The sequence below is a fragment of the Streptomyces sp. DSM 42067 genome (genome assembly GCF_055792885.1).
In genome coordinates, this window is record NZ_CM147706.1 from 3,869,580 (window position 1) to 3,882,422 (window position 12,843).

7 protein-coding genes and 3 rRNA genes are annotated in these 12,843 nt (G+C 65.6%); 5 read left to right on the top strand and 5 right to left on the bottom strand.

Annotation, left to right across the window (positions count from 1 at the left end; genetic code table 11):
* Position 1: 1 nt before the first annotated feature.
* Both mtrA and mtnA read right to left on the bottom strand, forming a co-directional pair.
* Positions 2–691: an MtrAB system response regulator MtrA gene (gene mtrA, locus ACSMXV_RS17815; RefSeq protein WP_220137311.1), complete on the bottom strand. Its 690-nt coding sequence runs from the start codon at positions 689–691 to the stop codon at positions 2–4.
* A 4-nt stretch (positions 692–695) separates the two neighbouring features.
* Entirely contained in the window at positions 696–1,844 is a 1,149-nt protein-coding gene (mtnA, locus tag ACSMXV_RS17820; RefSeq protein ID WP_473178568.1) for an S-methyl-5-thioribose-1-phosphate isomerase, read from the bottom strand.
* A gap of 149 nt (positions 1,845–1,993) precedes the next feature.
* Between mtnA and ACSMXV_RS17825 the strand changes: the two genes are divergently transcribed.
* Genes ACSMXV_RS17825 through ACSMXV_RS17845 form a run of 5 tightly spaced genes read left to right on the top strand, consistent with a single transcriptional unit; the run spans position 1,994 to position 7,544 of the window.
* The gene (locus ACSMXV_RS17825; RefSeq protein WP_473178569.1) at positions 1,994–3,304 is read left to right on the top strand and encodes a DUF7847 domain-containing protein; all 1,311 of its coding nucleotides are present in this window, start codon (positions 1,994–1,996) and stop codon (positions 3,302–3,304) included.
* A gap of 4 nt (positions 3,305–3,308) precedes the next feature.
* Positions 3,309–4,046 (top strand): DUF4129 domain-containing protein, encoded by a 738-nt coding sequence (locus ACSMXV_RS17830; RefSeq protein ID WP_473178570.1) that lies wholly within the window; start codon positions 3,309–3,311, stop codon positions 4,044–4,046.
* Positions 4,043–5,233, top strand: coding sequence for a DUF4350 domain-containing protein (locus ACSMXV_RS17835; RefSeq protein WP_473178571.1), 1,191 nt, complete (start codon positions 4,043–4,045; stop codon positions 5,231–5,233). Before ACSMXV_RS17830 ends, ACSMXV_RS17835 begins: the two co-directional genes overlap by 4 nt.
* A complete protein-coding gene (locus ACSMXV_RS17840; protein WP_473178977.1) occupies positions 5,233–6,222 on the top strand; it encodes an AAA family ATPase in 990 nt (329 codons plus the stop codon). The genes ACSMXV_RS17835 and ACSMXV_RS17840 overlap by 1 nt, the downstream gene beginning before the upstream one ends.
* 11 nt (positions 6,223–6,233) lie before the next feature.
* The gene (locus ACSMXV_RS17845; protein WP_473178572.1) at positions 6,234–7,544 is read left to right on the top strand and encodes a DUF58 domain-containing protein; all 1,311 of its coding nucleotides are present in this window, start codon (positions 6,234–6,236) and stop codon (positions 7,542–7,544) included.
* A gap of 86 nt (positions 7,545–7,630) precedes the next feature.
* Here ACSMXV_RS17845 and rrf read toward each other — a convergent pair.
* The 3 genes from rrf to ACSMXV_RS17860 all read right to left on the bottom strand — a co-directional run bounded on the left by rrf (position 7,631) and on the right by ACSMXV_RS17860 (position 12,806).
* Positions 7,631–7,747: ribosomal RNA gene (gene rrf, locus ACSMXV_RS17850) — 5S ribosomal RNA — on the bottom strand.
* Between the two features lie 91 nt (positions 7,748–7,838).
* Positions 7,839–10,961 (bottom strand): 23S ribosomal RNA (locus tag ACSMXV_RS17855).
* A 320-nt stretch (positions 10,962–11,281) separates the two neighbouring features.
* Positions 11,282–12,806, bottom strand: a 16S ribosomal RNA gene (locus ACSMXV_RS17860).
* The 16S, 23S and 5S rRNA genes sit together here, the layout of an rRNA operon.
* Positions 12,807–12,843: the final 37 nt, after the last annotated feature.

The window sequence follows — 12,843 nt, forward strand, 5'->3', positions numbered from 1 at the left end:
ATCAGCTGGGTCCGGCCTTGTATCCGACGCCACGTACTGTCACCACGATCTCCGGCTTCTCCGGGTCCTTCTCGACCTTCGAGCGCAGCCGCTGCACATGTACGTTGACGAGACGGGTGTCCGCCGCGTGCCGGTAGCCCCACACCTGCTCGAGCAGCACCTCGCGGGTGAACACCTGCCAGGGCTTACGGGCCAGCGCCACCAGCAGATCGAACTCCAGCGGGGTGAGCGCGATCGACTGACCGTCCCGCTTCACGGAGTGGCCGGCCACGTCGATGACCAGGTCACCTATGGCGAGCTGCTCCGGCGCCGGCTCCTCGGACCTGCGCAGCCGCGCCCGGATACGGGCCACGAGCTCCTTCGGCTTGAACGGCTTCACGATGTAGTCGTCGGCACCGGACTCGAGTCCGACCACCACGTCGACGGTGTCGCTCTTGGCGGTGAGCATCACGATCGGCACGCCCGACTCGGCCCTGATCAGACGGCACACCTCGATGCCGTCCCGGCCGGGCAGCATCAGATCGAGGAGCACCAGATCGGGCTTGGTCTCACGGAAGGCGGCCAGCGCCTTGTCGCCGTCCGCGACGAACGACGGCTCGAAACCTTCACCACGCAGCACAATGCCGAGCATCTCGGCCAGTGCGGTGTCGTCGTCGACGACAAGGACTCGTCCCTTCATAAACGTCATCATCCCATTAGCTAATCGTTACCTGGCGTGACCTGGCACACAGGTCGGCCAGGGCCTCGGCGGTCACGGGCGACACGGCGCCCTGTTCGGTGACGATCGCTGTCACCAATCCGGGCGGCGTCACGTCGAACGCCGGGTTGTACGCCTGGGTTCCCAGGGGAGCCACCGCAATTCCGCCTCCTGCTTCCGTCCCGGCCATCGGCGCCTGCGGCACCGTGACCTCCGTCACTTCATGACCGGCCCGCTGCTCCACCTCGATCGAGGCGCCGTCCGGGGTGTCCGGGTCCACGGTCGTCAGCGGAGCCACCACGATGAACGGCACATGGTGGTACCGGGCCAGCACCGCGAGCGGATAGCTCCCCACCTTGTTCGCCACCGAACCGTCGGCCGCTATGCGGTCGGCGCCGATGAGCACCGCGTCCACCTCACCCGCCGCGAACAGCGATCCCGCCGCGTTGTCCGTGAGCAGCGTGTACGGCATGCCGTTGCGCGCCGCCTCATACGCGGTGAGTCGCGCGCCCTGCAACAGCGGCCGCGTCTCGTCGACCCACAGCCTGCGCAGCTTCCCTGCCCTGTGCGCCGCCAGCGCCACGGCGAATGCCGTGCCCTCACCACCCGACACGAGTGCCCCGGTGTTGCAGTGAGTGAGGATCCGGTGGTTGCCGCCGGGCAGCAGCTCGTCGAGCAGCGCCAGCCCGTGCCTCGCCATCCGCGCGCTCGCCTCAGCGTCTTGCTTGTGCAGCGCACGCGCAGCCGCGAGCGCTGCCGTGGCGGCCTGCTCCTGGCCGCCACCGCCTGCGAGTGCAGCTTGGTACGCCGCGCGGGCCCTGCCCACCCCGTACGCGAGGTTCACCGCGGTGGGCCGAGCGCTCGCCAGCGCATCGGCGGCCTCTTCCACATCGAACCCGCGCACGGCGGCGAGCGCGACACCGTACGCCCCTGCGATACCGAGCAGCGGTGCACCGCGCACGGCAAGCGTCCGGATCGCCTGCACCAGAGCCGGGGCATCGGTGCACACCAGCTCGACTTCCTCGGCCGGCAGTCTGGTCTGATCGAGAAGGACCAGTACGGGACCCTCCGGTGGCTCTTCCCAGCGGATCGCCGGCGTCTGAGAGGACTGTGATTCCTCATGGGGTTGCACGTACTGATCAGCCATTCGACCAGTCTGCCCCTTACCCGACGGACAATTGAAGGTGCACAGCCGAGAAGCTGCCTGGTCCGCCCGGTCCACAGCCGGACACACCGTGGCACGATGGCTGCCAACCTGCCGCCGCAACCGCGGACGGGCACCGTGAAGGAGCGACGATGAACGACACTCCGGGCTGGGCCTCGCCCGGATCTGCCCCCTCCGACGGACAGGAACCGGACGCCTCCCGCCCCACCGACACCACCCCCGGCCAGAACGGCCCGGTGGATCCGGCGGACGACAAGCGCCCCTCCTCGAAATGGTCCAAGGAGCAGCCCCCGCCCGGCCAATGGTCCGCTCCCGGTCAGCAGGCCCCCGGCCAGACGCCGCCGACCGCCGGCACCGGCTGGGGCGGTCAGCAGCCTCCCCGGGGACCCGGCGGTTACGGTGGCGGCCCTGCGGGCCACGGCGGTTGGGGCGGCAACTGGGGCGGCCCTCCGCCGGCGGCCAAGCCGGGTGTCATCCCGCTGCGCCCGCTCGGCGTCGGTGAGATCCTCGACGGCGCCGTGTCGACCATGCGTACGCACTGGCGCACTGTTCTCGGCATCTCCCTGGCCGTGGCCGTCGTCACCGAGATCGTGGTCGTTCTGCTGCAGAAGTTCGCACTCGACGACAGCAGCACCGCCGCCCTCGAAGACCCGAGCGCAACCGTCGACGAACTCATGCGCGCGATGAGCGACACCCTGCTGAACTCCGGGGTCATCCTGCTGATCAGCCTGCTCGGCACGATCGTCGCCACCGGCCTGCTCACGACCGTCACGAGCCGCGCCGTGCTCGGCAAATCGGTCACCACCCGGGAAGCCTGGAGCGACGCACGCCCACAGCTGCTGAAACTGTTCGGCCTGACCTTCCTGCTGCTCCTCCTCGCCCTCGCCATCGTCGGCGTCGGCGCCCTGCCCGGCATCCTCATCGCCGTCGCGGGAGGTGCCGAAGCCGGTGCCGCACTGGCCGTACTGGGCGCGCTGGCCGCCGGGATCGTCGCCCTCTGGCTGATGATCCGCCTCTCGCTCGCCTCGCCCGCCCTGATGCTCGAGAAACAAGGCATCGTGAAGTCGATGGGCCGCTCGGCCAAGCTGGTGCGCGGCGCCTGGTGGCGGGTGTTCGGCATCCAGCTGCTCGCCGCGATTATCGCCAACATCGTGGCGTCGATCATCGTGATCCCGTTCGCCTTCCTCGCCGGGGCACTGAGCGGCGGCGGCATCACCGGCTTCCTCGACAGCGGGGTCGGGGACGTCGGCTGGACGTTCCTCATCGTCAGCGGCATCGGCTCCGTGATCGGATCCACGCTCACGTTCCCGATCACCGCCGGCGTCACCGTGCTGCTCTACATCGACCAGAGGATCCGCCGCGAGGCCCTGGACCTCGAACTCGCCCGCGCCGCAGGCGTCCAGGGATACGCTTCCGGCGCACAGGGCACGCCAGGGAGCTGATGCAGTGAGTGCGACGGGGGGAGTTCTCAGGGCGGCTCGGCTGCTGCCACGCGCCGACGACGAACCGCCGGTGACGATCCCGCGCGACCCGGCGCGAGAGGCCGCCGAGCGCGAACTGTCACGGCCCATGTACCACGACAACGACCCCGGCCTGCTGCAACGCGCCCTGAACACGTTCTGGGACTGGGTCGACGGTCTCCTCAGCGCCGCCTCCGCCGCTACACCTGGCGGCGGTGTCGGCCTCTTCGTGGTCGTACTGACCGTCGTCGCGCTCCTGGCCGCGCTCTGGTGGCGCCTCGGCACACCGCGCCGCGCGCCCGCATCCTCCGCGCCGCTCTTCGACGACCGGCCACGCAGCGCGGCAGACCACCGAGCTGCCGCCGAAGCGCATGCGGCCCAGGGCCATTGGAGCCAGGCTGTCCAGGAGCGGATGCGAGCCGTCGTCCGCTCCCTGGAGGAGCGGGCCCTGCTCGACCCCCGCCCTGGCCGCACCGCCGACGAGGCCGCCGCGGAAGCCGGCCGCGTCCTGCCCGCCCACACGGACCGACTACGCGCTGCCGCCCGCGAGTTCGACGACGTCACATACGGCGGCCGCACCGCAAACCAACCGGCGTACCGCCGCATCTCCGATCTGGACCACGACCTGGAACGCACCAAGCCAGTCCTCGCCGCCACAGCAGGAAGCGCGAGCAGCGCCCAGAGCACGCCCCACAGCACCACCCACCACGGGGCCGCCGAATGAGCGAGGCCACCCTCACCCCCACCTCGGTCTCGCCCACCGCCCGTCAGCGGTGGACCCGCGCCCGAGGCGTCGTGCTCGCACTCGTGATCCTCTTGGCGGCCGCGATCGCGCTGGCCGCAGTCCGCTCCGGGGACCGGCACGGCAGACTCGACCCCCGCTCCGCCGACCCTTACGGAAGCCGGGCCGTCGCCGAACTCCTCGACGACCGGGGCGTGTCCACGCGCGTCGTCACCACCACCGATGAGGCCCGTGCCGCAGCGGGCCCCGACACCACCCTCCTCGTGGCCGCCCCCGATCTGCTCACCGACCGCCAGCAGACCGAACTCCGCGCCGCCACAGCCGACTCCGGCGGCCGCACCGTCCTGGTCGCCCCCGGGGATCCGTCGCTCGGCACGCTCGCCCCAGGCGTCACGGCAGACCCCGCTCCGAGCCTCGCCTCGACGCTCTCCCCCGGCTGCGACCTGCCCGCCGCCCGCCGCGCGGGAATCGCCGACACCGGCGGAAGGCGCTACACCACCGCCGCGACCGACGCCGACCGCTGCTACCCCGACGACGGCCTTCCCACGCTCGTGCGCATCCCGGCCGCCGACGGCACCGGCGACACCGTCGTGATCGGCGCCGCCGACATCCTCTACAACGACCGCCTCGACCAGCACGGCAACGCCTCGCTCGCCCTGCAACTCCTCGGTTCCCGCACCCACTTGGTCTGGTACCTCCCCTCCCTCTCCGGCGACACCGCCACCGACGCCGGCGACCGCAGCTTCTTCGACCTGATCCCCTCGGGCTGGCTCTGGGGCACCCTGCAGCTCACCATCGCCGCCGGCCTCGCAGCCCTCTGGCGCGGCCGCCGCCTCGGCCCCCTCGTACCTGAACGCCTCCCCGTCGCCATCCGCGCCTCCGAAACCGCCGAAGGCCGCGCCCGCCTCTACCGCAAGGCGAACGCCCGCGAGCGCGCCGCCACAGCACTCCGCGCCGCCACCCGCACCCGCCTCGCACCCCTCCTCGGCGTATCCCCCGCCCAGGCGCACGCGCCCGAGGCACTCCTCCCAGCCCTCTCCGCCCAACTCCACGGCAGCGGACAGGACCTGCTCACGCTTCTCTTCGGGCCGCCACCCCGCGACGACGCAGCCCTCATCACCCTCGCCGACCAACTCGACGCCCTCGAAAGAGAGGTACGCACTTCATGATGGACCCGACCACTGACAACGCCGGTCACGCAGGGGATCCGGGCACCGCCCGAGCGTCCCTGGAGGCCCTGCGCACCGAGATCGCCAAGGCCGTGGTCGGCCAGGACCCCGCCGTCACGGGCCTCGTCGTCGCCCTGCTCTGCCGCGGCCACGTCCTCCTCGAAGGCGTCCCCGGCGTCGCCAAGACCCTTCTCGTACGCGCGCTCGCGGCCGCACTCGACGTCGACACCAAGCGCGTCCAGTTCACCCCCGACCTGATGCCCAGCGACGTGACCGGCTCACTGGTCTACGACGCCCGCACCGCCGAGTTCTCGTTCCAGCCGGGCCCGGTCTTCACCAACCTGCTCCTCGCCGACGAGATCAACCGCACCCCGCCCAAGACCCAGTCGTCCCTACTGGAGGCGATGGAGGAGCGCCAGGTCACGGTTGACGGCGTCCCGCGCCCGCTGCCCGAGCCGTTTCTGGTCGCCGCCACCCAGAACCCGATCGAGTACGAGGGCACCTACCCCCTCCCCGAAGCCCAGCTGGACCGTTTCCTCCTCAAGCTCAACATGCCCCTCCCCTCCCGCCAGGAGGAGATCGGCGTCCTCACGCGCCATGCGGAAGGCTTCAATCCGCGCAACCTGCGCGCCGCCGGCGTACGCCCCGTAGCAGGGCCCGCGGACCTGGAGGCCGCCCGCGCGGCCGTCGCCGAAACGTCCGTATCTCCCGAGATCACGGGCTATGTGGTCGACATCTGCCGCGCCACGCGCGAGTCCCCGTCGCTCACACTCGGCGTCTCTCCACGTGGCGCGACAGCGCTGCTCGCCACCGCCCGCGCCTGGGCCTGGCTGACGGGCCGCGACTACGTGATCCCCGACGACGTGAAGGCACTGGCCCTCCCCACCCTCCGCCATCGTGTCCAGCTCCGCCCCGAGGCCGAGATGGAGGGCGTCACCGCCGACTCCGTGATCAACGCGATCCTCGCCCACGTCCCCGTACCCCGCTGAGCCGAGGACCCATGGCATTCACCGGACGCGCCGCCCTCCTTGCGGCCCTGGGCACACTCCCCGTCGGCATCTGGGAACCCAGCTGGACGGGCATCATGGCCGTCAACGGTCCCCTGGCGCTCGCCTGCGCCTGCGACTTCGCCCTGGCCGCGCCCGTACGGCGCTTGGTCCTGACGCGCTCAGGAGACACCTCGGTACGCCTTGGAGAGCCCGCAGACGTCACGCTCACCGTCACCAATCCGTCGAACCGCACCCTGCGCGCCCGCATCCGCGACGCCTGGCCCCCCAGCAGCTGGCAGCCCGGAAGTGAGGCCAGGTCCTCACGCCACGCACTGACGGTCCCACCTGGAGAACGCCGCCGCGTCACCACTCGCCTCAAGCCCACCCGCCGTGGCGACCGCCACGCCGACCGGGTCACCATCCGGTCCTACGGCCCCCTCGGCTTGTTCACGCGCCAGGGCAGCCACAAGGTGCCTTGGACCGTTCGCGTCCTGCCGCCCTTCACGAGCCGGAAGCACCTGCCCTCCAAGCTCGCCCGACTACGCGAACTCGACGGCCGCACCAGCGTCCTGACCCGCGGCGAAGGCACCGAGTTCGACAGCATCCGCGAGTACGTCCCCGGAGACGACACCCGTTCTATCGACTGGCGCGCCACGGCCCGCCAGTCCACGGTCGCAGTACGCACCTGGCGCCCCGAACGCGACCGCCACATCCTCGTCGTCCTGGACACCGGCCGCACTTCCGCTGGACGAGTAGGCGACGCGCCGCGCCTGGACGCCTCCATGGACGCGGGCCTGCTCCTCGCCGCCCTCGCCTCCCGCGCCGGCGACCGTGTGGACCTCTTGGCGTATGACCGCCGCGTCCGTGCGCTGGTCCAGGGCCGAGCCGCAGGGGAGCTGCTCCCTGCCCTCGTCAACGCCATGGCCCCGCTGGAACCGGAGCTGGTGGAACTGGACGCCCGTGGTCTCACGTCCACGGTCCTGCGCATCGCACCACGCCGATCCCTCGTCGTCCTGCTCACCAGCCTCGACGCTGCTCCCATCGAAGAGGGCCTGCTGCCTGTACTCACGCGCCTCACCCGCCGCCACACGGTCCTCGTCGCGTCTGTGGCGGACCCACACATCGCCCAGATGGCGGCATCGAGAGGAACCGCCGAGGCCGTGTACGACGCAGCGGCCGCCGCCCAGGCGCAGGCTGAACGCCGCCACACGGCCGAACAACTCATTCGCCACGGCGTCACAGTCGTTGACGCGACTCCTGAAGCGCTGGCCCCTGCCTTGGCGGACGCCTACCTCGCGCTCAAGACAGCCGGCCGCCTATGAGGTCAGGGGCTGGCCGCTTACCCCGGAAACGCAGAAAGCCCCCGTACCAGGAATTTCTTCCCGGTACGGGGGCTTTCTCAAGAATTGTTCGGCGGCGTCCTACTCTCCCACAGGGTCCCCCCTGCAGTACCATCGGCGCTGTGAGGCTTAGCTTCCGGGTTCGGAATGTAACCGGGCGTTTCCCTCACGCTATGACCACCGAAACACTATGAAACTCTCAACCGCACCACGCTGCGGCAACGCAACGCGGGGTTGTTCGTGGTTTCAGAACCAACACAGTGGACGCGAGCAACTGAGGACAAGCCCTCGGCCTATTAGTACCAGTCAACTCCACCCATTACTGGGCTTCCATATCTGGCCTATCAACCCAGTCGTCTACTGGGAGCCTTACCCCATCAAGTGGGTGGGAGTCCTCATCTCGAAGCAGGCTTCCCGCTTAGATGCTTTCAGCGGTTATCCCTCCCGAACGTAGCCAACCAGCCATGCCCTTGGCAGAACAACTGGCACACCAGAGGTTCGTCCGTCCCGGTCCTCTCGTACTAGGGACAGCCCTTCTCAAGACTCCTACGCGCACAGCGGATAGGGACCGAACTGTCTCACGACGTTCTAAACCCAGCTCGCGTACCGCTTTAATGGGCGAACAGCCCAACCCTTGGGACCGACTCCAGCCCCAGGATGCGACGAGCCGACATCGAGGTGCCAAACCATCCCGTCGATATGGACTCTTGGGGAAGATCAGCCTGTTATCCCCGGGGTACCTTTTATCCGTTGAGCGACGGCGCTTCCACAAGCCACCGCCGGATCACTAGTCCCGACTTTCGTCCCTGCTCGACCCGTCGGTCTCACAGTCAAGCTCCCTTGTGCACTTACACTCAACACCTGATTGCCAACCAGGCTGAGGGAACCTTTGGGCGCCTCCGTTACTCTTTAGGAGGCAACCGCCCCAGTTAAACTACCCATCAGACACTGTCCCTGATCCGGATCACGGACCCAGGTTAGACATCCAGCACGACCAGACTGGTATTTCAACGACGACTCCACCCGAACTGGCGTCCGAGTATCAAAGTCTCCCAGCTATCCTACACAAGCCGAACCGAACACCAATATCAAACTGTAGTAAAGGTCCCGGGGTCTTTCCGTCCTGCTGCGCGAAACGAGCATCTTTACTCGTAGTGCAATTTCACCGGGCCTATGGTTGAGACAGTCGAGAAGTCGTTACGCCATTCGTGCAGGTCGGAACTTACCCGACAAGGAATTTCGCTACCTTAGGATGGTTATAGTTACCACCGCCGTTTACTGGCGCTTAAGTTCTCAGCTTCGCCATGACGAATCATGACTAACCGGTCCCCTTAACGTTCCAGCACCGGGCAGGCGTCAGTCCGTATACATCGCCTTACGGCTTCGCACGGACCTGTGTTTTTAGTAAACAGTCGCTTCTCGCTGGTCTCTGCGGCCACCCCCAGCTCACCAAGTAAATTGGATCACCAAGTGTGGCCCCCCTTCTCCCGAAGTTACGGGGGCATTTTGCCGAGTTCCTTAACCATAGTTCACCCGAACGCCTCGGTATTCTCTACCTGACCACCTGAGTCGGTTTAGGGTACGGGCCGCCATGAAACTCGCTAGAGGCTTTTCTCGACAGCATAGGATCATCCACTTCACCACAATCGGCTCGGCATCAGGTCTCAGCCTTGATGAGCGGCGGATTTACCTACCACTCGGCCTACACCCTTACCCCGGGACAACCACCGCCCGGGATGGACTACCTTCCTGCGTCACCCCATCACTCACCTACTACCAGCTCGGGTCACCGGCTCCACCACTCCCCTCAACTCCGAAGAGATCAGGGCGGCTTCACGGGCTTAGCATCACTGGATTCGATGTTTGACGCTTCACAGCGGGTACCGGAATATCAACCGGTTATCCATCGACTACGCCTGTCGGCCTCGCCTTAGGTCCCGACTTACCCTGGGCAGATCAGCTTGACCCAGGAACCCTTAGTCAATCGGCGCACACGTTTCCCACGTGTGTATCGCTACTCATGCCTGCATTCTCACTCGTGAACCGTCCACCACTGCCTTCCGGCGCGGCTTCACCCGGCACACGACGCTCCCCTACCCATCACAGTCCCCGTTGGGGGTATGTACTGCAATGACACGACTTCGGCGGTACGCTTGAGCCCCGCTACATTGTCGGCGCGGAATCACTAGACCAGTGAGCTATTACGCACTCTTTCAAGGGTGGCTGCTTCTAAGCCAACCTCCTGGTTGTCTCTGCGACTCCACATCCTTTCCCACTTAGCGTACGCTTAGGGGCCTTAGTCGATGCTCTGGGCTGTTTCCCTCTCGACCATGGAGCTTATCCCCCACAGTCTCACTGCCGCGCTCTCACTTACCGGCATTCGGAGTTTGGCTAAGGTCAGTAACCCGGTAGGGCCCATCGCCTATCCAGTGCTCTACCTCCGGCAAGAAACACACGACGCTGCACCTAAATGCATTTCGGGGAGAACCAGCTATCACGGAGTTTGATTGGCCTTTCACCCCTAACCACAGGTCATCCCCCAGGTTTTCAACCCTGGTGGGTTCGGTCCTCCACGACCTCTTACAGCCGCTTCAACCTGCCCATGGCTAGATCACTCCGCTTCGGGTCTTGAGCGCGCTACTAAATCGCCCTATTCGGACTCGCTTTCGCTACGGCTTCCCCACACGGGTTAACCTCGCAACACACCGCAAACTCGCAGGCTCATTCTTCAAAAGGCACGCAGTCACGAGACAAGCACAAGTGCTTGTCCGACGCTCCCACGGCTTGTAGGCACACGGTTTCAGGTACTATTTCACTCCCCTCCCGGGGTACTTTTCACCATTCCCTCACGGTACTATCCGCTATCGGTCACCAGGGAATATTTAGGCTTAGCGGGTGGTCCCGCCAGATTCACACGGGATTTCTCGGGCCCCGTGCTACTTGGGTGTCTCTCAAACGAGCCGCTGATGTTTCGACTACGGGGGTCTTACCCTCTACGCCGGACCTTTCGCATGTCCTTCGCCTACATCAACGGTTTCTGACTCGTCCCACGGCCGGCAGACCGTAGAAAAGAGATCCCACAACCCCCCAAGCGCAACCCCTGCCGGGTCTCACACGCTTGAGGTTTAGCCTCATCCAGTTTCGCTCGCCACTACTCCCGGAATCACGGTTGTTTTCTCTTCCTGCGGGTACTGAGATGTTTCACTTCCCCGCGTTCCCTCCACATGCCCTATGTGTTCAGGCATGGGTGACAGCCCATGACGACTGCCGGGTTTCCCCATTCGGAAACCCCCGGATCAAAGTCTGGTTGACGACTCCCCGGGGACTATCGTGGCCTCCCACGTCCTTCATCGGTTCCTGGTGCCAAGGCATCCACCGTGCGCCCTTAAAAACTTGGCCACAGATGCTCGCGTCCACTGTGCAGTTCTCAAACAACGACCAACCACCCATCACAACCCGCCGAAACGGATCTTTACCGGGGCCGGCATACCGAAGGAACGAGCTTTCAGCCCGTGCCCTCAGACACCCAACAGCGTGCCCAGCACCCAGTGCTGACCAGATCATGCGTTCCACGCCCCAAGGGGCAGTACTAGCAGCCTGATCCATCCACCAGGAACTGAGTAGTCAACGTTCCACCCATGAGCTAACCACCGCAGGACATTTGCCTGCGTTATGGCTCTGGACCACCAAGCAAGCTTGGCGGCCTAGATGCTCCTTAGAAAGGAGGTGATCCAGCCGCACCTTCCGGTACGGCTACCTTGTTACGACTTCGTCCCAATCGCCAGTCCCACCTTCGACAGCTCCCTCCCACAAGGGGTTGGGCCACCGGCTTCGGGTGTTACCGACTTTCGTGACGTGACGGGCGGTGTGTACAAGGCCCGGGAACGTATTCACCGCAGCAATGCTGATCTGCGATTACTAGCGACTCCGACTTCATGGGGTCGAGTTGCAGACCCCAATCCGAACTGAGACCGGCTTTTTGAGATTCGCTCCACCTCGCGGTATCGCAGCTCATTGTACCGGCCATTGTAGCACGTGTGCAGCCCAAGACATAAGGGGCATGATGACTTGACGTCGTCCCCACCTTCCTCCGAGTTGACCCCGGCGGTCTCCCGTGAGTCCCCAGCACCACAAGGGCCTGCTGGCAACACGGGACAAGGGTTGCGCTCGTTGCGGGACTTAACCCAACATCTCACGACACGAGCTGACGACAGCCATGCACCACCTGTACACCGACCACAAGGGGGACCCTGTCTCCAGGGTTTTCCGGTGTATGTCAAGCCTTGGTAAGGTTCTTCGCGTTGCGTCGAATTAAGCCACATGCTCCGCCGCTTGTGCGGGCCCCCGTCAATTCCTTTGAGTTTTAGCCTTGCGGCCGTACTCCCCAGGCGGGGCACTTAATGCGTTAGCTGCGGCACGGACAACGTGGAATGTTGCCCACACCTAGTGCCCACCGTTTACGGCGTGGACTACCAGGGTATCTAATCCTGTTCGCTCCCCACGCTTTCGCTCCTCAGCGTCAGTATCGGCCCAGAGATCCGCCTTCGCCACCGGTGTTCCTCCTGATATCTGCGCATTTCACCGCTACACCAGGAATTCCGATCTCCCCTACCGAACTCTAGTCTGCCCGTATCGAATGCAGACCCGGGGTTAAGCCCCGGGCTTTCACATCCGACGTGACAGACCGCCTACGAGCTCTTTACGCCCAATAATTCCGGACAACGCTTGCGCCCTACGTATTACCGCGGCTGCTGGCACGTAGTTAGCCGGCGCTTCTTCTGCAGGTACCGTCACTTTCGCTTCTTCCCTGCTGAAAGAGGTTTACAACCCGAAGGCCGTCATCCCTCACGCGGCGTCGCTGCATCAGGCTTTCGCCCATTGTGCAATATTCCCCACTGCTGCCTCCCGTAGGAGTCTGGGCCGTGTCTCAGTCCCAGTGTGGCCGGTCGCCCTCTCAGGCCGGCTACCCGTCGTCGCCTTGGTGAGCCACTACCTCACCAACAAGCTGATAGGCCGCGGGCTCATCCTGCACCGCCGGAGCTTTCCACCCGAGAAGATGCCTTCCCAGGTAATATCCGGTATTAGACCCCGTTTCCAGGGCTTGTCCCAGAGTGCAGGGCAGATTGCCCACGTGTTACTCACCCGTTCGCCACTAATCCACCCCGAAGGGCTTCATCGTTCGACTTGCATGTGTTAAGCACGCCGCCAGCGTTCGTCCTGAGCCAGGATCAAACTCTCCGTGAATGTTTTCCCGACTGCGCCTAATTAAAGACTGCGGGCT

Bases quoted from the DNA above. Each gene is read 5' to 3' on its own strand.
- ACSMXV_RS17845 (WP_473178572.1), top strand. From the start codon at position 6,234: ATGGCATTCACCGGACGCGCCGCCCTCCTTGCGGCCCTGGGCACACTC.
- ACSMXV_RS17825 (WP_473178569.1), top strand. From the start codon at position 1,994: ATGAACGACACTCCGGGCTGGGCCTCGCCCGGATCTGCCCCCTCCGAC.
- mtnA (WP_473178568.1), bottom strand. From the start codon at position 1,844: ATGGCTGATCAGTACGTGCAACCCCATGAGGAATCACAGTCCTCTCAG.
- ACSMXV_RS17840 (WP_473178977.1), top strand. From the start codon at position 5,233: ATGGACCCGACCACTGACAACGCCGGTCACGCAGGGGATCCGGGCACC.
- ACSMXV_RS17835 (WP_473178571.1), top strand. From the start codon at position 4,043: ATGAGCGAGGCCACCCTCACCCCCACCTCGGTCTCGCCCACCGCCCGT.
- mtrA (WP_220137311.1), bottom strand. From the start codon at position 691: ATGATGACGTTTATGAAGGGACGAGTCCTTGTCGTCGACGACGACACC.